This window comes from Streptomyces cupreus (genome assembly GCF_014257025.1).
Taxonomy (GTDB): domain Bacteria; phylum Actinomycetota; class Actinomycetes; order Streptomycetales; family Streptomycetaceae; genus Streptomyces; species Streptomyces cupreus.
Window position 1 is genome coordinate 1 of record NZ_JACMSF010000011.1, and the last position, 20,885, is coordinate 20,885.

Genomic DNA, 20,885 nt, shown 5'->3' on the forward strand with positions numbered 1-20,885 from the left:
TGGACGCGGAGCGAACGCGGTGGACCAGAACGCCCAACACCGTTCGGGGCGTTCGGCTGAGCATGGGTTCCGGCAACAGGACTCACTCCCGCTCAGTCTTTAGGAACGGTAGAGGTGCTTGAGGTCGTGTCCGGGTCCGGCTTGCTTCACTGCTCTTCGCCACTTCTGGTGGAGATCGGTGTGCAGTACAGAGCGGCCAAGACGGTTCGTAACGATCAGGCCCTCGTCCGGCGGCTCGACGTAGCCGTACTCGGCGCTCGGCGAGATTGGCTCCGGCTCGGAGAATCGATCAGGAAGTGATCCACCGGCAGGGTCGCGTAACTGGCTTTGGTCTTGAGGCGTACAGCGTGAAGCAGGTTGTGTCCCCAGGCGGCCTGACGTCGTTTCAGCCCGAAGGCCTCGCCCTGGCGTAGCCCTGCACAGGCTCCGAGCAGGACCGCCACGGAGCTGCGTTTTTCCATGGCGGCGGCCTGTCACGCCTGCTGTCAGTCATTGTCCGGGTCAGGTTCGGCAGCCCTCGATCGGCTGGTTGAAGCGCCAAAGAGACAGCTCTGGAGCGACGAAGAGGCAAGGGTGAAAGATCGGGTATAGCCTGAAATGGCCCTGTTAGTCGGCATGCCTTGCTCATCGCACGGGAGGGGCTCATGACCTTCGTCCAGCTCATCGACTGCAAGACCAGCAACGTCGATCAACTCAACCGGCTGATGGACAGCTGGGTCGAGGCGACCCAGGGCAAGCGGACCGCCACGCACTCGATCGTCGGGCGGGACCGCTCGGACTCCGCCCATGTCGTCGAGATCGTGGAGTTCCCGTCGTACGAGGAGGCGATGCAGAACTCCAACCTCCCCGAGACCAACCGCATCTTCGAGCAACTGGTCGCCGCCTGCGACGAGACACCCACCTTCACGGACCTCGACGTCGTACGGGACGAACAGCTCAACAAGCTCGTCGTCCGCCGCTTGTTCGACGAGGTCATCAACGCCAAGAACCTCGACCTGGCCGACGAGCTGTGCACCGGTGACTACCGGGAGCACGACCCCGCCCTCTCCTCCTACGACGTGGACCTCGCCCAGGCCAAACGGGAGAACGGCGAGATCCTGGACGCCTTCAATCCCCTGCTCACAGTGGAGAGCATGATCGCCGAGGGCGACCTGGTGACCTGCCGGATCACCTTCCAGGGCCGGCACACCGGCACGTACCAGGGGCTGGAGCCCACCAACCGGGACGTCACCGGAACTGGTCACGCCACGTTCCGCTGCCAGGGCGGCAAGATCGCCGAGAGCTGGTGGAACTGGGACGACCTCGGGCTGCTGCGGCAACTCGGGGCCATCGAGGCCTGACCCATCCAGGTCCCGAGCCGTCGGAACCATCGGGCAGGAGACCACCACGGCGGCCGGGTCCGGCCAGTTGGCGGTGGCGGCGCTCCACGTGGAGAAACCTCGACCCGGGCGAGGCGCAGAGCAAGTTCGACGCCCTGGCCGCACAGATCGTCGGCCGCCTGAAGGCACCCGACATCGTCGTCCTGCAGGAGATCCAGGACAACAACGGCGCCACCGACGACTCCACGGTCAGCGCCAGACCTGGAGCAGGCTCATCAACGCGATCGGCGCCGCGGCAGACTCACCGCGGCGGGTCTCACGGACCTGCCGCCCACCCCACCGACCACGACCCCCAGGCCGCCCGCCTGAACATCCCGTAAGCCGCACAGCAGGGCACAACAGCCCGTGGGGCCCTGGCCGTTACGCCGGGGCCCCACAGGTTCTCCCCACCATCTCGACGACGGTTGTGGCTCGTTCCCGTGCCCTGTCCCGCCGCCACCGGCCCGCCCTGACTGGTGCACGACCGGCCAACGTACGCGGCCTCGCCCCAACCCCCTAGCAAGTCCACCGCCCGCCCCGGGAAACCCTTGCTCACGAAGTCGCGGCCCCCGCGACCGTCACGGCCCGCGCAGCCGCACGGAAGTCCTCGCCGCAGTCAGGAACGGGTTGTTGGGCCAGTACCGCAACCGCTGCCATCGCCTCCGCCCCAGTGCTCCCCGCCCACGCGGGGGTGAGCCGCACGCCACGCAGATCGCGTCCGATCGCGTCGAGGGTCAGGAACCTGCCGTTTTCCGGGGTCGACAACCGTCGCCAGGCCAAGGTTCTCCACCTCTGCCCGCGTCACCCGGCCGTGCGGGGCAGACGCAACGCAATCAGGTCGGGGCGCCGACCGGCGCTCCGTCCGCCCCGTCCTCGGCCCCGCGATGCGGGGCGGGACCCGGTCAGTGCCCGTCGGGCGCCGGAGCCCCCGCCAGGATCGTCGGTTCCACCGCCTCGTAACGGCGCAGCTGTGCCGAGGCATCGTGGTGGGAAAGGATCGTGCCCAGCCAGCCCGCGAGGAAGCCCACCGGGACCGACACGAGGCCTGTCGTGGTGAACGGGAACCAGGTGAAGTCGCTGTCCGGGAAGACCGACTGCGGTGAGCCGGAGACCAAGGTGGTGCCGGTCATCAGGACGAGGACGCTCACGGTGCCGGCGATGAGCGTGCTGAGCAGGCCCGTACGGGTGTAGCGCCGCCAGAAGAGACTGTAGACGAGGGCCGGACCCACGGCGGACGCGCCGACGCAGAAGGAGAGGGTGACCATCAGCTGGCCGTTGAAGTCCTGGGCGTAGGCGGCGGCGACGATCGCGGTGAGGCCGACGCCGAGTGCGGCGGTCCGTGCGATGGTCATCTCCGTGGCGTCCGGCAGGGTGGTCCTGCGCAGGCCCTGGGCGATCAGGTCGTGCGCCAGGGTGTTGGCGCAGGCGAGGGTGATCCCGGCGACCGAGGCGAGCAGGGTGAGGAAGATGGCCGTGGTCACCATCGTGAACAGCAGGGTCTCGACCATGGACGGATCGGGGCCCATGACGGCCTGGCTGACCATCAGGAACGCCGTCTGGCCCTGTGGGTCGGCCGCGACGAGCTGTGTGTGGCCGACGAGCGCCGCCGCGCCGAAGCCGATCACCGAGATCAGCAGGCACATGACGACGACGGTGGAGACCGCCCAGGACATCGAGCGCCGCACGCCGGACGCGCTGCGGGAGCTGAACATGCGCATCGTGATGTGGGGCAGGACCGCCGCCCCGAGCACGATGGTCAGCTCGGCGCTGATCATGTCCAGTCCGTCGCCGCCGAACTGGAGCCCGGAGGAGAGGTAGGCGTCGCCCGCGCCGCTGCCCTTCTTGGCCGCGTCCAGGAGCGCGGACAGGCTGAAGTCGTAGCGGTCCAGGATGAGCAGGCAGATGGTGACGGTCGCGGCCAGAAGGACGACGGTCTTGACGATCTGGATGAAGGCGGTGCCCTTCATACCGCCGATCGCGGCGTACACGATCATCAGTCCGCCGAGGCACACGATGAAGCCGGTCTTGAAACCGTCCGAGTCGAAGCCGAGAACGACCGCCAGCAGATCGCCGGCGCCCGAGAGCTGGAAGATCACCAGCGGCAGCAGCGCGGTGAGGGTGACCACGCAGGCGGTGATGCGGACCGCGGGGTCGGACGCACGGCGGGCGAGGACGTCGCCCATGGTGAACCGGCCGGCGTTTCGCAGCGGTTCGGCCAGAAGGAACATCATCAGGACGAGCGAGAGCACGGTGCTCAGGGCGAGCACCACGCCGTCGTAGCCGACGAGCGAGACGACGCCGATGGTGCCGAGCACGGTCGCGGCGGAGATGTAGTCGCCGGAGACGGCGAGCCCGCTCTGCATGGGGGAGAGCGAGCGATAGCCGGTGTAGAACTCGCCGAGATCGTCATGCTCGGGTGCGGTCATCACACACAGCAGCAGCGTGACGGTGGTGACGGTGATGAACGCGATCAGCGACATCGTCTGGGAGGCGGAACTGAATCCGTTCATCACCAGGCACCCCCTGCCGGGCCGGTGGGACGCTGCCATCCGGCCCTGCCCGGCCGACCGGGGTGGCCCTGTCGGGCCGTGTGGGCAGCCTGCGCGATTCGGGCCGACTCTGCCGCACGCTGCGCCTCGGCTGCCTGTTCGGCGTGCTGCCGGATCGTCGCCGCGAGCGGGTCGACGCGGCGGCGCGCGATCCGTTCGTACACGGCGATCGCCGCCAGCACGACCGGCAGCTGGCACAGGCCGAGCGTCAGTCCGGTGGTGAGGCCGCCGTCGCCGCTGCCGCTGGTCATCAGTCCGTCCGCGTACGCGGAGAGAATGAGGAAGAACGTGAAGTAGCCGAGCGCCGTCAGGGTGGCCACCCGGCGCAGTCTGCGGTAGCCCGCGCGGAGCCTGTGCAGGTCGCCGTCCGGGGTGGGAGTCGCCCGCGGCTGCTCGTGCCACGGCGGACCGGGGTGCGGCGGCGGATCGGGGAAGTAGTGCTCGTACGACATGGGTGTGGCTCCTTGCGGCCCTTGTGGCCCTCGCGGCCTGAGGGTGTCCCTGCGCCCGCCGGGCGCAGGGAGATGTATCGCGGTCGGAGCGCGTACGTTACTGGCCGGTAGTATCGTGGCGTAAGGGGTTACCGACTGTTCGGTACGTCGGTTCCGCAACGGTCGGGTCACGGCAGGTCACACCGGGTCCGGCGGCCGGGCGCCACCGCCGGGCCCGACAGTGCCCTGATCACCGTCGAATCCTCACGGCGCCAGGAACACCAGGAGCGCCAGCGCGGACGCGAGGTCGACATCGCGCACATCGCCGTGGCGACGGCCGTACCCGTCGACGCTGCTCCCGCAAACCGGCCGACGCCAGCGCCGCCGGTATCGCCTGCGTCGCCCCGGCAGGCGATTCGGCGGACCGGTCTGCTTCCCCGGCTCGCTGCCCACCGTGTTCACCGTGGGCGCGCTCGGAGCCTTCGGATCCCGTCCTGTCGTGCTTGCCGCAGGGCGGATACACGGCCCTCGACGGCACCGGCACGCCCTCGGCCCACGTCGTCGGTCTCGCCGCCCTCGTACGTGCCCACCACGAGGACTTCCGCGGCCAACTGCTGCCCCGCGGACCCGGCCTGTGCGGCACCTGGAGCCTCTCGGCAGCTTCGAGGGGTGCCAGCCCAGGACGCCGATCAGTCCACCGTCGGACCCGCCCCGTTTCACCACCCCGGCCGGGCTCGCGTCCTGATGTTCGGCGGGACCACTGATGGGGCCGGCCCTGTCTCGGGTTTCCCATCGGCGGTGATCAGCCGAGCGCGGCAGGGGAATGGGCGTTGCGCAGCAGCAGCTTCGGTTTGCCGGAGCCATCGGAGGGCACGGTCCAGAGGTCCTTGGTGCCGTCGTCGTGTTGCTGGACGTAGGCGAGGGTGGAGTTGTCCAGCCAGGCCGCCTGGTCGTCCACGCTGCGGGTTTCGGCGGTGCGGGTGACCTTGTTGGTGGCCAGGTCGAGCACGGAGAGTCGCCAGCCCTTGGTGGAGTCGCCGTTGATGGGTGCTTTGAACGCGATCCTGGTCCCGTCGGGCGAGAGCGAGGGGCATTCGACGTGGTCGCGCAGCGTGCGGACGGTTCGCGCGGCGAAGTCACCCTGGACCAGGTAGCGGTGGCCCTTGGTGTACAGGGTTGCGTAGAAGGTGTTGTCGTCGTCGGTGAACGTCACTCCCCAGTAGTTGACGTCGACCGACTGATACGGCTTGCCGTCCTTGATGACGTCGAAGGTTTCCAGTGTCTTGAACAGAGTTCCCGTCTTGGTGTCGTAGATCCCGGTGCGGGTGGCGAAGTTGAGGGTGGCGTAGCTGTCGCCGCCGACGAAGGCGGTCCAGGAGACCATGCGGCCGCTGGTCGAGACGCGGACCCGGTTGGGGATGCCGCTGACCGGGATGGCTTTGCGTTCCTTGAGGTCGGCGTCGAGGATGCGCATGCTGACGGTGCCGAGGATGCCGTCGGCATAGAGGCAGGCGACGGTTCGTGCGGCGGCGTAGATGCGGTCGCACTTGGTCTTCGAGACCGCGCGGGTGCCGCCCGGGTTGTCCTTGCCGACCGTGGTCACCTGGCCGGTGCTCGTCAGAGTGAGCAGCCGAGGGGCCGGTGCCAGGGAGACCGTCTGGGCTGTGGCGGGTGCCTCGGGGGTCGTGGCCGACGAGGTGAGCTGGACGTAGCCGATCGCGACACCGGCGAGTGCGACGGTGGCGGCCACCGTGGTGGTGATGCGGGCGGCTCGCCCGAACCGGGGCGGCGCAGGCGGCGGGCTTGGCTGCGGCGTCTCGGCGTCGATCGTGGTCTGCTCGGTCATGCGGTCACCTCGGTGTCGCTCGTGGTGGTGGATCGGTTGATCAGCAGGAGTGCCGTGGCCACGACGGCCAGTACGGCCACGGCGGCGGCCAGTCGGCTGGCGGTGAGCGGGCCCCACAGCTGCCAGGCGAGTCCGAACAGGACTGAGGAGGCGAGGTAGGCGAGGGCCTGTCCGGTCTGGATCAGTGCGATGCCGGTGGTGCGCAGGTGTTCGGGCAGCACCGGTCCTGCCAGCGCCATCAGTACGCCGTCGGTGGCGGCGTAGAAGAAGCCGTACAGGGCCAGCGCCACGGCCAGCAGCGGCCAGCCGTGCAGGGGGCCGAACAGCAGCAGGTAGACCGCGCACAGCGCGGCGTAGCCGGCGAGGACGATCGGCAGGCGGCCGATCCGGTCGGCCAGGGCGCCGATGGGGATGGCCAGCAGCAGGTAGGTCAGGCTGGTGCCGACCGCGAGCAGCGGGAACCAGCCGAGGGCGATGTCCTCGCGGCGTTGCAGCAGCAGGTAGACGAAGCCGTCGCCGATGACGGCGAAGCCGAGCAGGCAGGCGGCCAGTAGCAGTCTGCGTATCGGTGCGGCGCGCAGCAGTTCGGCGACGTCCCTGGGGGACACCGGCGTGGTGGCCGGGCGGTCGTCGTGCCGGTCGCGCACGAAGAGTACGAGGATGAGCACGCCGAGCGCGGCGATGCAGAAACTGGTGACCAGGACGGCGTCGAGCACCTGGCCTGCCGCCGCCAGCACGGCCATCGCGGCCAGCGGGCCGAGGAACGCGCCGACGCTGTCCATGGCCCGGTGCACGCCGAACGCGCGGCCCAGCGCGTGCGGCGGGGCGGACAGGGTGATCAGGGCGTCGCGGGGTGCGGTGCGCAGCCCCTTGCCCGCCCGGTCGACGGCGATGACCAGGCCGATCGCGCCGGCCGAGCGGCCTGCCGCGAGCAGCCCGAGCTTGGCCACTGCCGACATCGCGTACCCGGTGCCTGCCACCCACTTGGGTGTGCGGATCCGGTCGGCGACGTAGCCGCCCACCAGGCGCAGTACCGCTGTGGCCCCGGTGTAGATCCCGTCGATCATGCCGTAGGCCAACGGGCTGAACGACAGCCCGAGGACGAGGTAGGCGGGCAGGATCGCGGTGACCATCTCGGCGGAGATGTCGGTGACGAGGCTGACCGTGCCCAGTGCGAACACGTTCCCGCCGACCAGCGCGAGCCCGCGTCGGCCGGAGTGTTGAGGGGGTGACGGGTCGTCGGCCGTGGGCCGGTCGATCGAGGACAGATACATGCGGGCGGACCTTTCGGGGCGGAAGACAGGACTGGGGCACTCGGTCGGCAGGGCGGTGCCCTCCCTGGCTGGGAGGGCACCGAACGCTCAAGTGCTGGTCAGTGACAGGCGGTGGTGCCGCTGTCGGTGAAGGTCTTGCCCGCCTCGGGGACGAACTGCCAGTCGTAGCTGCTGGGGTGCAGGGTCAGCTTCAGCACGCCCCAGGTGTTGCTGTTGCGGATCTGGCTGTTGGGCTGGATGGTGCCGAACCCGCCCAGGCTGGTGCCGCCCATGCCGGCCACGAACTGCCGGATGCCGCGGGTGTTGTCCAGGGCGCCGTTGGCGTCCATGGGGGCGAACCGCTCGTAGTTGTGGTTGTGCCCGGTCACGACGACCTCGGCGTTGTTGTCGTACAGCGCCTGGTACAGCGGCTTGACCGCGGTGTTCGGGCCGTGGCTGGAGCCGGAGGTGTAGCGCGGGTGGTGCCAGTAGGCGACGGTGCACGGCTTGGTACTGGCCGCGAGGTCGCCTCGCAGCCACTGCTCCTGTGCCGAGCCCGCCGAGCAGGACACGATCGAGCAGTTGGAGTTCAGCGCCACGACGTGCCAGCTGCCCAGGTCGAAGGAGTAGTAGCCCTTGGTCGGGTCTCCCGCCGAAGCGCCGAAGTAGTTGAAGTAACCCGACGCACCTGTGGTGTGGTACTCGTGGTTGCCGGTGGCCGGCCGGGTGCGGGCTTTGTGCCTGCCCCAGGACGGCTGGTAGCAGTTGGTGTAGTCGGAGGACGTGCCGTCCGGGTAGGCCGTGTCACCGATGGCCATGACGGTGCCGGTGATGCCGTCCAGCAGGTTGGCGGTGGCCTCGTCGCCCGCCGTGCCGCAGTTGGCGATGTCACCGGCGCCGACCAGCACCGGGTCACCCGACGGCGGCGGCGTGGACGTGGTGGGCGTGGGTGACGGGGCGGTGCCGGTGGTGATCACCAGCTGCGGGGCGTCGGCGCCGGACTCGCGGGAGTCGTAGTAGGCGCCGTTGGTGCTGGTGGAGGTGCCACCGAAGCTGAACGTGCCGTTGCCGGTCACCGCCGAGGTCACATCGATCTCGACCCACTGGTCGTTGGCCACCGAGCCGAGCGACGCGACGGTGGCGCCGTCGATGACCGGCTTGTTGTTCCAGGTGACGCCGGTCTCCGACCAGGTGGTGTCGGTCATCGACTTCCAGGTGCCGCCGTTGCTGCTGTTGCCGCCGGCCGTGACGCGGATCCGCAGCTTGGCGCTGGTGACGGCCTGGGTGAGGCCGCTGACGGTGAACTTCAGGAACGACTGGCGCACCGGCGAGTTGTCGACGGTGAACTGCGAGGAGGTGCCGTAGTTCGTCGACGGGGTGCTGTCCTGCACGTAGGTGTCGGCGGTCGGATTGATGGTGATGGTGGCTGCGGTGGCCGTGGAGGCGGTCGTGAGCAGAGCCGCGACGGCGGCGGTGGTGGTGACGACTGCTGCCGTTGCCATCGAGGCTCTTCGGATGTGGCGGGTGCCCATCACGTGATCCCTTCCGAGGTGAAGGCTGTGACTCCGTGTGGGGGGCGGTGTGGAACCTATGAGTCCGCCGTGGGCCACGGCCACGGTGCGGAAATGAACGTTGAGCGTGCGGCAGATGGCGTTTCGTCACCGTCCGAACGGATGTGCTGACAGTCGGTCAACTGGGCGGCCTTGCCTGCCAGTTGGACGCTCCGTGGCAAGGCCCGGCAGGGGTCGTCAAGAATTCAGCTCGGCGCCACAGCGGGGATACGGGCAAGCCACGCGGTCCTTGCCCGGGGGCGGCTTTGTTCCTCAGCATGACGCTCTGGGCTCCGCCGCAAGGCTTTCGATGTCTCCCCGGCCGACTGATCCGCGCGCTTCTGGTCATGCTGGGGGGCGCGGTTCTCGCAGGGGTCCTGGTGTCGTTGACGGCATCGGTCGCCTCGGCACATGTCCCGACGACGGACGGCACGTCCACGATCCGCCAGCACGGGTCCCTGGTGCGCTACGAACTGGAGGTCGACTACGACAAGCTCACGAAGGCCGCCCGCCTCGGTGGGGTCCCGCGCGAAGCGACGGACGCCGAGCGCGAGGCATTTCTCGAGTCCCACCGCGCGCAGCTCGCGTCATACCTGGCCGACCGCCTGACCGTCGCCCTCGACGGCGTGCGCTGCGCCGCCGCACTCGAAGACACGAGAATCACCAAGCGGCAGAACTTCCTCTACGCTCGCCTGCTCCTGACCCATCGTTGCCCGGGCACGGGGAGCGGCCGGTTCACCGTGCGCTATGAGGTGTTCTCCGACACGGCCGCCATCGGCGCCGAGCACACCAACATGGTCGACTACGAACTCGGCGGTTCCGGTGGGAGCGACGTCTTCGACGCCGGCCATCGCGAACTGCGGGTCGGCCGGAGCGCCGCCGGCCAACGCGAATCACCAGCTGGCAAGTCGGGCTTCTTGTCATCGGTGGGCCGGTTCGTGGGCATGGGGCTGGAACACATCCTGCTCGGCATCGACCACGTGCTCTTCCTGGTGCTCCTGTTGCTCGGCGCGCGGGGATGGCGCAGCGTGGTCCGGCTCGCGACCAGTTTCACCGTGGCGCACAGCGTCACGCTCGCCCTGGCGGTGCTGGGATGGGTCGAGGTTCCTGCCAAGCTCGTCGAACCGCTGATCGCCCTGTCCATCGTGTACGTCGCGGTGGAGAACATCGCGCGCGGCGAGACGCGCCACCGCGCCCTCGTCGTGTTCGGCTTCGGCCTGCTGCACGGGCTGGGCTTCGCCGGGGCGCTGAACTTCACCGACGACTTCAGCGGCCGGCTGCTCGTCTCACTGTTGAGCTTCAACCTCGGCATCGAACTGGGACAGTTCGCGATTGTGCTGCTGGTGTTCCCGCTGCTTCTGCTGGCACGCCGGTACTCCTGGTCGACCGTCGCCCACACCGGCGCGACCGCCATTGTCGGCGTCCTCGGCCTGGTCTGGCTCGCCGAGCGCCTGCTGGCGCCGAGCGGCGCCGCGTAGCCCTCCCCTGGGTGACTGCGTGATCGCGAACCTCATGTTCCAGGCGCACATGGTGGCGAGCACGGTGGGGCTTCAGGGCTTCACTCGTCGTGGCACCACATCCGCACCCGGGCCCGGTCGCTCTGCGGCAGCGCCTCGACGCCCGGGCCGAGCCAACCGTTACGGCACTTGGCGCAGAGGCTGAAACGCCATCGTGCCCGCATGGGCCCGGCGGCGTGTGTGTGCCGTTCGAAGTCGGCATTCGGCAGATCATCGGGGGTGACGTCAAAGCTGCAGCCGGGCATCACGCCGGCCACCACGCGGCACACCGGCCGCAGGATGCGTGCGGGGGCAGATCCGTCACTCCGGAAAAAGGCCTGCCCCTGCACGTAGGCGCCCGCGTGCCTCCCCCCGGAGTGCAGGCGCCTTTGACCCCGACGGGGTCACTCATTCACGGGTGACAGAGAATGATTGCCAGGTCAACACCCTCATGAAGAGCCGTACTTGCCGCCCGCACAAGCCCGCCAACCTGCTGGTCACCGACGACGGCACCACGAAGATCGTGGACTTTGGCATCGCCCACCTCACCTACTGGGCTTCACCGGATGAGGGCGCGCCCGCGCTCGGTACGGCCGCCTACGTGGCCCCCGAGTTTGCACTGCACCACCCGGCCGGACCGGCCGCCGACCTGTATGCGCTGGGCTGCGTGCTGTGCGAACTCCTTGCCGGACGGCACCGTTTCCTGGCGCCGATGCCGCTCAGGTGCTCTACCGCCAGGTCCACGGAGCCCCGGCCCGGCTGAGCGACATACTCCCCGTTGCCCCGCCGGAGTTGCTGCGCACCGTGCACGCCCTGCTCGCCAAGAACCCCGGCGACCGGCCGCGCGACGCCGCCGAGGCGGCCGGCACACAGGACGTGCTCGCCTCCGACGCCGTGGCCACACAGATGCTCGTACCGGTGGTCGATGTCACTGGCCCCGCTGCAGCAGCACGTCATCGCCATGGCCGTTCGGCGACGGGGAACAGGCCAGGAGGAATCCGCGGGTGATGTTGCGAGCGCGTTCCGCGGACAAAGGGGGGATCCCCTGCGCACCGATGAGAAGCATCTGCTTCGTCAGGTGGCTGTAACATCGCTGTCTCCGCCGGCGATCCATCGATCAATCCCTGCGGTGACGCGTGCCCTGAATCCTTTGCTTCAAACGGTGGCGCAGCGCCCCGCGCTCACCCGCCGACAGCACACGGACGCGCCTTGTGAACTACCCGTCAGGGCCGAGTGAACGGCCCGTCAGGGTGGTGAGCCGGGCGAGGGCGGTCCGGCCCGTGCGCATCCGGGCTGTTCAGCAGTTCCGCTGCCTGGTGCTGCATGTGCGTCGCCGCCGTCTGGGCTTCCGCGACGGCGTCTCCGCGCTCGCGCACCAAGTCCTCGTAGATCGGCAGGTGATCGTCTTCCGTGGGGCTGTGTGTCACAGCGCCGGTCCTTCCGCTGTCGTACCTTCATCCCGAAGTGGCACGAAGATGCCGGCCACCAGGTCATCCCAGACCTGGGTGGGTTGGTGTCCCTGAGTTTGAACGACCCTCCATGGTGCCTGTCAGGTCCCGTTGAGCCGGGCGGCGATGCCATGCCCGATCAGCAAATAAAGGACGGCTGGGAGGCCGTAATTGAGGACAGCGCGCAGACCTTCTGTATTCATCGTGAAAATTTCCTGTGCCCACCCGGACAGTCAGTCCGCCATTTCGTGCACAACTCGATGAAGGCAGTGGCCTGCCGTTCGCCGGACTGATTACGCATGGGGCGGCCAGGCCCCGCGGGCTGGTCGTACGTCGGGTGTTCGGCAATGGGGTCGGTGTTGTTCACAAGACGATCCAATCGGACGTGTCGCGCGGTCGGCAGGGTCACCCAGGGCCCAGATTCAGATTGGGCATTGACTCTCTTCTGCTTACTTCTGCGCACTGCAAGGGCGACCGTGTTACACCGCTCGCCGCTGCGACCCAAATATGGCGGCCTATTCGGGAACTTATCCAAATGCTCGTGTGAGAGGGGATATTGCGGATGTCGGGGAAGATGGAGCGTCAGCGCGGACGCCGGGTCGCCAACCAGAGGCAGATGCTGGGCGGTACGGCACCGGCCAGTCCTGCGGTCAGTGCCGCGCCCGCGACGGGCTCGCTGAGCGTGGGTAGCAGGCCGGTGACCTGTCCTGCGGTGGTCGGAAGCGAAACGTCGCATCCCCACTCGGTCATGGAGGTGCCGCCGCCTTCGACGAGGAGCCCATGGCCGTCCTTCATGCACGGCTTGGCCCCGACGGCGTTGGCCCCAACCGCAGCAGCCCGGCCAGTACGGCGGGCAGAGGCGCACCCGCCAGGCCCCCCAGAGAACAATGCCGTCTTCGTTCACTACGACCAGGCCCCTCGACGCCGGTTGGCCGATCGCCAGCGGTACTGTCGAAGGAGCAGCCCGCCACCTGATCGCCGACCGCCTCGACATCACCGGCAGCCGATGGAGTGTCTGCGGAGCGGCGACTTCCCGGCCTACTGGACCGACCACACCCAGAGGGAACGCGAAACGCCTCTATCCCTCACCCCACCAGCACAACGACGATCTCACCGCAGAAGAGCCGCACCCTTCGCGAACTCGGCATGCGCAACCACACACTCATCGTGCGCTGTGCGGGGGCCGCAGCGGCCATTTATACGGCTTCCCAGGAGATGGCACCCTCTCCAGTGACCACTGGACGGTACGCCTGCGCCTCCAGGCCCTGTGCGCGGGCCCGGTCGGCGAAGTCCTGCAGAGCGGGCATGCCGCTCTCCAGCGCGTCGGCGACCTCGGCCAGCATCGCGGCGGCACTCGGCCACCGGGGCGGATAGAAGCACCCCTGCTCGTGGTCCCAGTGGCCGACGCAGCCATGCATCGGCCCCGACCGCAGGTCGACGAACAGCTCGTTGCCGCTGCCGTCCCGGGCGATGGGCATGAAGACGCGCAGAAACTCGCCGACGGGGGAGCCGGCGTCCTTGCCCTCCTCGTCGAGGGGCCACTGCGTGGCACCGAGCTCGGCTCCCGTCTCCAGCCACAGATGACGGCTGCGGCGTGCCTGGGCGATGCTCAGCGGCGTGAAGAAGGGGGGAAGCAGCTTCACGTGGGGCCGGGGGCCGCTCATGCCGTCGGCCCGGGCCCACCACTGAGCCAGGTCCTGCGGCAGTGCGCGTCCCAGATCCCGCTCGGCGCCGGCCCGGTCCACGTGGGCGGCCGGGGCGTCGAGGCAGGCGGCGGTCGCCGGCGCGTTGCGTGCCAGCCACGCCGCGATCCGGTCCCAGGCGTCGTCCACGGCGGGTACGGTCACGCGCATCATTCTGGCCGAGGCGGACCGTGAATGCCACGGCGGATGTCCCCGGTTCCTGTTCCCTGACCCTGCCGCGCGGGGCGTTATCAATCCGTGACCGAGGGATGCGGGGTGTGACTGCGTCGATCAAGTGACGCGACGTCGGGTCGCTGTCCCATCGCCGATCTCTTGGCAGGAGTTTCATGCGCAGATACGTTTTGCTGGCCGTGGCCGCAGCCACCCTGGGCCTACTCATACCCGCTGCCGCCCCCGCCTCGGCCGCCTCGGAGCCGACGGCCACGCAGTTCGTCAGCCTCACCGGATACGACGGGCCACCCGACCAGGGCGGTGTCCCCATCACGCCCGAGACGGTCACCACCACGCCAATCGCCCAACTGCCGCAGGGCACAACGGTCTACACCGACGGCACGGCCGGTCCCTCCGCGCAGACCGTATCCGCGCTCACCACCGGACCGCAGCCGGTGGCCTCGGCCGCCTACGGCCCCGGCCTCAGCCAGAGCGACTGCCAGAACGACGCCGCCGCCTACCGCGACGCCGGGCATGTCATCGACCATTTCAACTACTGCCTGGCCGGCTACTTCCGGGTGACCGTGCTGCAATGCACGATCGTCAACGGCGTACCGACCAACTGCCGGGTCACGGGCACGGCGGACTTCCGGCTCTCCAGTGTCGGCCGCGGCCACAACGCGAGCCGGTTCGCTAGCTTCACGGACGTACTCGACCAGTGGCGGATCACCGGCAATGCCGGAAGCACCTCGATGACCCTCAACATCAGATGCACCACGACCCTCGGTTCCGCGTGCGACGCCTCCGCACCCACCGGCCACACCAGGACCATCAGCCAGTGGGCCGCGTCGAACAGCGCCTACTCCCGCTTCGACTCCCCGACCACCGGCGCTTCGGGCACCCACCTGATCAGCCGGTACCAGTTCCGGACCGTCCTCAGCGTCGCGGGCGGTGACAGCGTCTCGTTCGGCACTAACAACTTCCGCTGCGACTCCGCCACGTACATCAAGAACACCGCGGCCGGATCCGGCTGCGTGTTCCCCAACGTGACCTCGGTGTTCACCCTCAACGTGAACTCGGGTGCCACCCAGGAGGCGCTGCATATCTACCAGGCGCAGTACTACCCGGAGACGACCACCCCGGCCGACCCCAACAAGTCCATCCCCGGCTCCGTCGAGTCGGGCCGGCCGCTCACCAGGACCACCAGCGCCACGCTGATCGACGCCAACCGCGACAAGGCGGGCGACACCTGTACGGCGTACTACCCGGCGTACTCGACCAGTTCCAACCTGGACTGTGACGAGTACCCGTACGCCAGTACCCACCAGGGCGCGTCGAAAGCCGGCACGAACTACTCGGCCAGGCCCATCAATGACAGCGACAACCGCTCCGGCGGCGGCCAGTTGAGCGCCTTCTACAGCTTCAACCGGATGCTGGACACGGAGGACCGCTTCTACGTGGCCATTACCGGCTGACCGGGCACGGGACCTGATCTGATCGGGGCGGGACGCCGTCCGTGGCGCGGCGGCGGTGTTCACCGCCCCGACGGTACGGGCGGCGTCTTCCCGCCCCGTGTCGGCATGTGCTTCCGTGCCCGGCTCAGGGCAGGGGCACGGGCAACGCAGCGGTCGGCACGGGCGGGTCCGGCAGTTCGGAGAGGACGGATACGGCGTCGTCCAGGCGCATCATGGCGGCCGGATCCTCCGGTACCGCAAGGGGCGGCACGAGCGGCAGCGTCGGCTGCCCGACGGTGGGGGCACCGGGCAGCGCCCGCTCCTCGGGTGCCGACTCGCTCGCCGAAGCGGGAACCTGGCCGGTCGGGAGGGTTCCCCCGGGTCGTCCCGTCGGCCCGGACGGCACGGGTGTCCTGCGGTCCTCCGCATCGGGGGCCGACGCCAGGTCCATCGACCGCGCGGGCTCCGGCGTGGTGCTGAGCGGTGTGCTCGCGACACCCGGGGGCTCCTTGCCGGGCCGTGGCGTGGTCGCGCCATCGGCCTCGACAGGCGAGACCAGGACGAGCCCCGCGAGCATCACGGTCGCCCCTACGGACACCAGCGCCCCGGTCGGCGCGGCCGCCGGCGCCCCGTTCTCGGCACGTGGACGTCCCCGCCACACCCCGGCGACGACGGTCAGCGTGGCCGCCAGAACCGCACGAAGCGCCCGCCTCGCCCTGCCCAGCAGGGATTCCGCCGCCTTGTATGTGACACCCATGAGCTGCGCCACCTGCGCCACGTCCAGGTCCTCCGCCTTCAGCCGAAGCGCCTCCGCCTGCTGCGCCGGGAGCCTCGCGCCCTGGAGCGCGAGCCACTGCGCCTCCGCGCGGTCGCACAGGGCTTCGTCGTACGGCACCGCGCTGGGCACGGTCAGCATCGCCCCGGCTCGCCGGCAGATGCCCGCGTCCCGGTTCAGCTGCCGGTACCGGTCCACGCACAGGCGTACAGTGACCGAGGTCAGCCAGGCGCCCAGCCGGTCATCGTCCAGGTGCGGGCGTTCCGCGGCCCGGGCCATGGCCTCGTACACCGCGTCCTCGGCGTCCTGCGCACTCGCCGACCGCCGACGCGCCACCCTCAGCAACTGCTCGCGGTGGGCCCAGATCCGCTGCCATCGCTCAGCTGACGTTCTGGAACTCTCTGCATCCGGCGCCTCGCCCATGCGACTACCTCGTCCTTCCAGCCGGCATCCGGAGGCCGGTGCCGTGATACCCGGAATCAGGACGGCAATCTAACCCGCGCGGGTGTCCGACCGGAGTCCGGTTGCGCGGCAGCCGGTCGGCGTGCGCGATGCAGGGGACTGGCCGGTCAGGGCACACGCCCTCTGCAGGGAGGACCAGCAGGACGCCGGTTCGCCTCCGTCGAGCAGCAGATCCTCAACCAGACACCGGAACCCAGGGCTCACCCGCCCCGGGCGCCGGGGCGAACGCGAGGGCTTGGCCAAGGCCGTCCTGCGCGACCGCAAGGTCACCGGATGGCTCGCCCTGCCCCGCGCCGACGGCCTCCGGGTAAGCGCCGGTGAGCAGTCGTCGCTTCCGACGGACCGAACGAGGCGTTCGGCAGCTGCGGCCCGACGACTTCTTCGCGTACGAGTACCTGGACAAGCCCGCGTACAGGCAAGGCGCTACTGTCGCCAACTACGAGACCTTCATGTCCGTCAACGGTGTATCGGTGAAGGCCAGCCCGCACCCCAACCACAGCCCGGCTACTGGCTGCACGGTGAGTGGGAGGGAGGCTGGCGGGACAGCCTCGGCCTGTGGCACCCCTGGCAGAAGGGCGACCGGATCACTGTCCGGGTCACCGTCCACTTCGTACCGACAGCGCAGAACGGCTGGACCGAGGGGAGCTGCATCCTGTGACGCCACGCCGGGGCAGGACGGGCCAGGCACGTATCCTGTCGGCATGGCGGTCCGCCCTACCCCGGCCCGGCCTGCCCTCTACGGGCTGCGGCTATGCCACAGCATGGACTTCGCGCGCAGCCTGGAGGCTCTGGGACAGGCGCAGTACCTCCCCCCAGGCCACCTCCACACCGGCTTGGTCACCGTGGACTACGAGCTCTACGCGCAGCCGCCCGTCCGCTGGCGGCTGCGCCGTGTTCGCGACATAGGGGGCGAGTCGCCGGGGCGCGATGAACGCCTTGTCGACGGGAACCGCTGGTACTGGTTCCATCCGAACGACGACGTCGAGTACCAACCGGAAGACGCCGTCGCATACGACGAGTACCAGCACACCGCCCCGGAAACCTTCCGGCACCTGTTCACGCCGGATGCTCTGCTGTCCCTGTGCCGGGTGGATCAGGTGCGACCGGATGTCCTGGACGGACGGAGCGTCCGCGTGGTGGTGGCGCACCCGCTCCCCGAACATTCCCCTCGGGCGTTCGCCTGCTGGGGAGCCGGAGCCGACACCTACCGGCTGCACATCGACGAGTCGACCGGCGTCGTGCTGCGCACTGAGGCATCTTTCGCCGGGCACGTCTTGCGAGTGGACGAGGTGATCCGGCTGGAGCTCGATCCAGACGTGTCGCCTGGGCTCTTCCGGCCCGACCTCGCGCCCCACGACGTCCTCTACCGCAAGGGCGAGGTCGGGCCAGGTCGGCGCGTTCCACCCACACGCGCAGCACGGTACGCGGCAGCGGAAGGGTTCGACCTCCTTCTGCCGCAGCTCCTGCCTCCCGGGGCGTCGCTGCGGGTCTGGGACCGCAGGCAGCCAGTCGGCCGGCGCGAGATCCGCGTGCAAGTGGACCTGGCCTCCGGCCGCCACGTCGTACTGATCCAACACGCGGCACGGGACGCGTCCGGTCCGGTCACCGTCCGGGGCAGGACCTGTCTCGAGGTGAGCGGCACGGCCGACTCCGAGGAGACCGGGAGCCTGTTGGCATTGCTGGAGCCCGTACGCTGACAGACTCAGGTTCCGGGGCCGACAGGCTCGTCGGCGTCGTCCCGCCGGCGACCGCTCTCGTTGCTGTCGTGCCTATGGCTCTGCCAGGCAGGGCTCGTCCACCTTGCCCCCCATTCGGGCTGATCCAAGCGGTCCCCATCACCTTGCCCACTGAAAAGGCCCGGGCGCCCACGCCGACGGGCGCCCGGGCCGCCCCACGCGATCTGCCCTGCGTCCCCCTTCCCCTCCGCTCGGACCGGGTGCGTGATCCCTTCACTCCCCAACGCAGGACAACGCACTGCAGAGGGGGCGATGTGAGACGGATGCGGCTCCCCTGGAGGGAAGCGTCAAGCTGAGCGTTTGTCAGGTCGCGTGCGCGGCGCATGGCTAACTTCCGGTCGAGTGCGGCACCCCGGTTCAGGTGAGGGGCGCATCATCGGCCGGTCGTCCTTCATGCACGCTCGCCCACAGGCCGCGCCGTACCTCTGGCCGGGGATTTGTCGGCCCGCATCGCGCCTACGCCGACACCGAGCGAGAGGCGAAGGTGCCGCCGACGCTACTGGACTACTGGATCCCCGCCTTCCTCGCCCAGCTCGCCGCCCCGCGGGCCCAGTGAAGGCAGCTGGCGCAGACGGAGCGCTGTCGCTGTACCTGCTCGACGCAGACCGCGAGTCGTTCGCCGCCTTCACCGAGGGCGCCTCCGGGACGGTCCGCCAAGGCGGTCCCGTGTCCCTGTGGGACGACATCGAAGGGGCCCTGACCGCGTGGCAGGACGCCGGACAGCCCATCAGCGCGGTACGCGTTCACATCACCGAGTGGGCTCACACGTACTGGATCGGAGGGCAGCGGATCACCACGACGAGCGGTGAGAAGTGGATCGGGGACAAGCCGGTACGCGGTGGGAACACCCCATCCGCTGACCGCTGACGTTCCCTGCGGCTTCGCGACGGAGAGCCGGTGGCTTCAAGCCAACGTCGCTTCGAACCCGCCCCACGCTCTTGACGACCCTCGCGTCCTTCGGAAGCGTCGCACGCAAGAACACGCAACCCGCTTGATCCGGGAGGTCATCGTGGACCTACAGTTCATCGGGATCGACCCCAACACCGGGGGCGAGGGGTCGCCGACGGTGTGGGTGGAGGAGGAGACGGCTGACCTGGTCCTCCAGGGGGTCAGGGCCGAGGAAACGCTGGAGGCACTGGTCAGCGGTACGGAGTGGGTCGCCGGTCACGCGGTGGGAATCCCCGCCCACGAGACGGTGATCCGCATCCCCGCTCGCATGGTGCCGATTCTGAGGGAGGCGTGTGATGTCGCGGAACGGCGTGCCGAGCTTCGCTGAGCTGCTGGCCGGTACGCGCCGCAGCGCCGTGCATTTGGAGATGCGCGACGCGTACGGCGTCGGTGACGAGGCCGAGGAGTTCGAGCAGTTCAAGCGCACCGGCCACGTCGATCTCGACCCGACGGCGCGGTGGTGGCCCAAGTGGCTGGGCCTCGTGCGGGAGGCCGTGGGCCGTGGCGTGGTGATGCGCCGGGCCCGGATCGTGTCCGAGCCCGTGACGGACTACATCCGGTGGGAGCACACCGCCACCCCGCTGAACGTCGAGGCGGGTGAGCTGGTGCGCTGGCTGCCCCGCCGGCGTGCCGTGGACATTGCCCTGCCGGGAGCCGACTTCTGGCTGTTCGACGATCGCCTGGTGCAGTTCAACATCTTCACCGGGGACGGCGATTGGGCGGATCCGCCCAAGGAATTCAGCGAGGACCCCGCCGTGGTCAAGCTCTGCTCCGACGGGTTCGAGGCCGTATGGGAGCGTGCCGTCGACCACCAGAAGTACACCGTCTGACCCGCACCTCACCCCATGCCCGCCTCCCCTTCGTCCAGCGCTCAGGCAGCCCGTGAAGCGCTCGCCGTGCGCCTGACGCACCTGCGTAAGGATGCCGGCCTCACCGGGAAGGAACTCTCCGCCCGGTGTGGCTGGCACCCTGCGAAAACCACCCGCATCCAAAAAGCCGAGGTACAGCCCACCGACACCGACATCCGCGCCTGGTGCGCCGCCTGCGGCGCCGTCGAGCAGGTCGATGACCTGATCGCCACGGCCCGCGCCGTCGACTCGATGTACGTGGAGTGGCGCAGGAGCCACCGGACCGGCATGCGCAAGACCCAGGAGAACTTCTACGACCTCTATGCGCAGACCGGCGTCACCCGCGCGTACGTGTCCAACGTCGTGCCCGGCTTCTTCCAGACGCCCGCTTACGCCACGGCCTTGATGGAGGCCATCACCGATTTCCAGGGCACCCCGAACGATGTCTCCGAGGCCGTCGCGGCCCGCGTCGCCCGGAGCCGCTTTCTGTACGAGGGCGGCCACCGGTTCGTCGTGCTGATGGAGGAGTGCGTTCTGCGCTACCGCGTCGGCGATGCCGAGACGATGGCCGGACAGCTGAGGCATCTGCTGACCGTGATGCCGCTGCCCTCTGTCTCCCTGGGCATCATCCCCTTCACCGCACGAAGGATCATGTGGCCGCTGGAGGCGTTCTACCTCCATGACGGCACACGCAGCGTCGTGGAGACCCTCACCGCCGAGGTCAACGTGGTGCAGCCGCGTGAACTCGCCGACTACCGCAAGGCGTTCGGTGAGCTGACGAAGATGGCCGTCCACGGCAACGCCGCCCGCGCCGTGATTGAGACGGCGATCAGCTCCCTCGGATGACGTTGCGCAATTCCCCGCAATTTCGTTGAGGG

General features: G+C 69.2%; 20 protein-coding genes and 2 pseudogenes. 12 read left to right on the plus strand and 10 right to left on the minus strand.

Annotation, left to right across the window (positions count from 1 at the left end):
• Positions 1-644: 644 nt before the first annotated feature.
• A complete protein-coding gene (locus H4N64_RS12605) occupies positions 645-1,340 on the plus strand; it encodes an ester cyclase (RefSeq protein ID WP_186282352.1) in 696 nt (231 codons plus the stop codon).
• Positions 1,341-2,260: 920 nt separating this feature from the next.
• Here H4N64_RS12605 and H4N64_RS12610 read toward each other — a convergent pair.
• The 5 genes from H4N64_RS12610 to H4N64_RS12630 all read right to left on the minus strand — a co-directional run bounded on the left by H4N64_RS12610 (position 2,261) and on the right by H4N64_RS12630 (position 8,939).
• The gene (locus H4N64_RS12610) at positions 2,261-3,868 is read right to left on the minus strand and encodes a sodium/solute symporter (RefSeq protein WP_186282353.1); all 1,608 of its coding nucleotides are present in this window, start codon (positions 3,866-3,868) and stop codon (positions 2,261-2,263) included.
• Positions 3,868-4,359 (minus strand): DUF485 domain-containing protein, encoded by a 492-nt coding sequence (locus H4N64_RS46345; RefSeq protein WP_186282354.1) that lies wholly within the window; start codon positions 4,357-4,359, stop codon positions 3,868-3,870. The genes H4N64_RS12610 and H4N64_RS46345 overlap by 1 nt, the downstream gene beginning before the upstream one ends.
• A 781-nt stretch (positions 4,360-5,140) precedes the next feature.
• A complete protein-coding gene (locus H4N64_RS12620) occupies positions 5,141-6,184 on the minus strand; it encodes a TolB-like translocation protein (RefSeq protein WP_222108879.1) in 1,044 nt (347 codons plus the stop codon).
• Complete coding sequence (locus H4N64_RS12625) at positions 6,181-7,458, minus strand: MFS transporter (RefSeq protein WP_186282355.1); 1,278 nt, start codon at positions 7,456-7,458, stop codon at positions 6,181-6,183. The genes H4N64_RS12620 and H4N64_RS12625 overlap by 4 nt, the downstream gene beginning before the upstream one ends.
• Before the next feature lie 98 nt (positions 7,459-7,556).
• Complete coding sequence (locus H4N64_RS12630) at positions 7,557-8,939, minus strand: CBM96 family carbohydrate-binding protein (RefSeq protein ID WP_186282356.1); 1,383 nt, start codon at positions 8,937-8,939, stop codon at positions 7,557-7,559.
• A gap of 314 nt (positions 8,940-9,253) precedes the next feature.
• Between H4N64_RS12630 and H4N64_RS12635 the strand changes: the two genes are divergently transcribed.
• Positions 9,254-10,465, plus strand: a complete 1,212-nt coding sequence (locus H4N64_RS12635; RefSeq protein WP_186282357.1) for a HupE/UreJ family protein — start codon at positions 9,254-9,256, stop codon at positions 10,463-10,465.
• Positions 10,466-10,545: 80 nt separating this feature from the next.
• Here H4N64_RS12635 and H4N64_RS12640 read toward each other — a convergent pair whose 3' ends face one another.
• Positions 10,546-10,773 (minus strand): hypothetical protein, encoded by a 228-nt coding sequence (locus tag H4N64_RS12640; protein ID WP_186282358.1) that lies wholly within the window; start codon positions 10,771-10,773, stop codon positions 10,546-10,548.
• 128 nt (positions 10,774-10,901) lie between these two features.
• Here H4N64_RS12640 and H4N64_RS45000 point away from each other — a divergent pair, with 128 nt between their 5' ends.
• Positions 10,902-11,246, plus strand: coding sequence for a protein kinase domain-containing protein (locus H4N64_RS45000; protein ID WP_336246696.1), 345 nt, complete (start codon positions 10,902-10,904; stop codon positions 11,244-11,246).
• Positions 11,207-11,491, plus strand: coding sequence for a hypothetical protein (locus H4N64_RS45005; protein ID WP_260859699.1), 285 nt, complete (start codon positions 11,207-11,209; stop codon positions 11,489-11,491). The genes H4N64_RS45000 and H4N64_RS45005 overlap by 40 nt, the downstream gene beginning before the upstream one ends.
• A 215-nt stretch (positions 11,492-11,706) precedes the next feature.
• Here H4N64_RS45005 and H4N64_RS12650 read toward each other — a convergent pair whose 3' ends face one another.
• Complete coding sequence (locus H4N64_RS12650) at positions 11,707-11,910, minus strand: hypothetical protein (RefSeq protein WP_186282359.1); 204 nt, start codon at positions 11,908-11,910, stop codon at positions 11,707-11,709.
• Positions 11,911-12,513: 603 nt separating this feature from the next.
• Positions 12,514-12,726: a hypothetical protein gene (locus tag H4N64_RS12655; RefSeq protein ID WP_186282360.1), complete on the minus strand. Its 213-nt coding sequence runs from the start codon at positions 12,724-12,726 to the stop codon at positions 12,514-12,516.
• Between the two features lie 103 nt (positions 12,727-12,829).
• On the opposite strand from H4N64_RS12655, the pseudogene H4N64_RS46735 reads away from it, so the two are divergent.
• Positions 12,830-13,049, plus strand: a pseudogene (locus tag H4N64_RS46735) (ISKra4 family transposase); the annotation flags it as partial.
• A gap of 78 nt (positions 13,050-13,127) precedes the next feature.
• Here the strand turns inward: H4N64_RS46735 and H4N64_RS12660 are convergent.
• Positions 13,128-13,778: an SMI1/KNR4 family protein gene (locus tag H4N64_RS12660; RefSeq protein WP_186282361.1), complete on the minus strand. Its 651-nt coding sequence runs from the start codon at positions 13,776-13,778 to the stop codon at positions 13,128-13,130.
• A 182-nt stretch (positions 13,779-13,960) separates the two neighbouring features.
• Between H4N64_RS12660 and H4N64_RS45010 the strand changes: the two genes are divergently transcribed.
• Positions 13,961-15,259, plus strand: a complete 1,299-nt coding sequence (locus H4N64_RS45010; protein ID WP_186282362.1) for a NucA/NucB deoxyribonuclease domain-containing protein — start codon at positions 13,961-13,963, stop codon at positions 15,257-15,259.
• A 124-nt stretch (positions 15,260-15,383) separates the two neighbouring features.
• On the opposite strand, the gene H4N64_RS12670 is transcribed toward H4N64_RS45010, so the two are convergent.
• On the minus strand, positions 15,384-16,436 hold the full coding sequence (locus tag H4N64_RS12670) for an RNA polymerase sigma factor (RefSeq protein WP_186282363.1): 1,053 nt from the start codon (positions 16,434-16,436) through the stop codon (positions 15,384-15,386).
• Positions 16,437-16,710: 274 nt separating this feature from the next.
• Here H4N64_RS12670 and H4N64_RS45015 point away from each other — a divergent pair.
• From H4N64_RS45015 to H4N64_RS12695, 6 genes and pseudogenes are all read left to right on the plus strand, one after another.
• Positions 16,711-16,785 (plus strand): annotated as a pseudogene (locus H4N64_RS45015) (DNA-binding protein); the annotation flags it as partial.
• 391 nt (positions 16,786-17,176) lie between these two features.
• Positions 17,177-18,172, plus strand: coding sequence for a hypothetical protein (locus H4N64_RS12675; protein ID WP_186282364.1), 996 nt, complete (start codon positions 17,177-17,179; stop codon positions 18,170-18,172).
• A 591-nt stretch (positions 18,173-18,763) separates the two neighbouring features.
• Positions 18,764-19,078 carry a hypothetical protein gene (locus H4N64_RS46350; RefSeq protein ID WP_186282365.1) on the plus strand — a complete coding sequence of 105 codons (315 nt, stop codon included), beginning with the start codon at positions 18,764-18,766 and terminating at the stop codon, positions 19,076-19,078.
• A gap of 142 nt (positions 19,079-19,220) precedes the next feature.
• Positions 19,221-19,487 carry a hypothetical protein gene (locus H4N64_RS12685; protein ID WP_186282366.1) on the plus strand — a complete coding sequence of 89 codons (267 nt, stop codon included), beginning with the start codon at positions 19,221-19,223 and terminating at the stop codon, positions 19,485-19,487.
• Complete coding sequence (locus H4N64_RS12690) at positions 19,456-19,989, plus strand: DUF6879 family protein (RefSeq protein WP_186282367.1); 534 nt, start codon at positions 19,456-19,458, stop codon at positions 19,987-19,989. Before H4N64_RS12685 ends, H4N64_RS12690 begins: the two co-directional genes overlap by 32 nt.
• Positions 19,990-20,004: 15 nt before the next feature.
• A complete protein-coding gene (locus tag H4N64_RS12695; protein ID WP_186282368.1) occupies positions 20,005-20,853 on the plus strand; it encodes a helix-turn-helix domain-containing protein in 849 nt (282 codons plus the stop codon).
• Positions 20,854-20,885 lie beyond the last annotated feature (32 nt).

Excerpts from the sequence above, each read along its gene's own strand:
- H4N64_RS12605 (WP_186282352.1), top strand. The coding sequence starts at position 645 with ATGACCTTCGTCCAGCTCATCGACTGCAAGACCAGCAACGTCGATCAA.
- H4N64_RS12610 (WP_186282353.1), bottom strand. The coding sequence starts at position 3,868 with ATGAACGGATTCAGTTCCGCCTCCCAGACGATGTCGCTGATCGCGTTC.
- H4N64_RS46345 (WP_186282354.1), bottom strand. The coding sequence starts at position 4,359 with ATGTCGTACGAGCACTACTTCCCCGATCCGCCGCCGCACCCCGGTCCG.
- H4N64_RS12620 (WP_222108879.1), bottom strand. The coding sequence starts at position 6,184 with ATGACCGAGCAGACCACGATCGACGCCGAGACGCCGCAGCCAAGCCCG.
- H4N64_RS12625 (WP_186282355.1), bottom strand. The coding sequence starts at position 7,458 with ATGTATCTGTCCTCGATCGACCGGCCCACGGCCGACGACCCGTCACCC.
- H4N64_RS12630 (WP_186282356.1), bottom strand. The coding sequence starts at position 8,939 with ATGGCAACGGCAGCAGTCGTCACCACCACCGCCGCCGTCGCGGCTCTG.
- H4N64_RS12655 (WP_186282360.1), bottom strand. The coding sequence starts at position 12,726 with ATGAAGGACGGCCATGGGCTCCTCGTCGAAGGCGGCGGCACCTCCATG.
- H4N64_RS45010 (WP_186282362.1), top strand. The coding sequence starts at position 13,961 with ATGCGCAGATACGTTTTGCTGGCCGTGGCCGCAGCCACCCTGGGCCTA.
- H4N64_RS12670 (WP_186282363.1), bottom strand. The coding sequence starts at position 16,436 with ATGGGCGAGGCGCCGGATGCAGAGAGTTCCAGAACGTCAGCTGAGCGA.
- H4N64_RS12675 (WP_186282364.1), top strand. The coding sequence starts at position 17,177 with ATGGCGGTCCGCCCTACCCCGGCCCGGCCTGCCCTCTACGGGCTGCGG.
- H4N64_RS12690 (WP_186282367.1), top strand. The coding sequence starts at position 19,456 with ATGTCGCGGAACGGCGTGCCGAGCTTCGCTGAGCTGCTGGCCGGTACG.
- H4N64_RS12695 (WP_186282368.1), top strand. The coding sequence starts at position 20,005 with ATGCCCGCCTCCCCTTCGTCCAGCGCTCAGGCAGCCCGTGAAGCGCTC.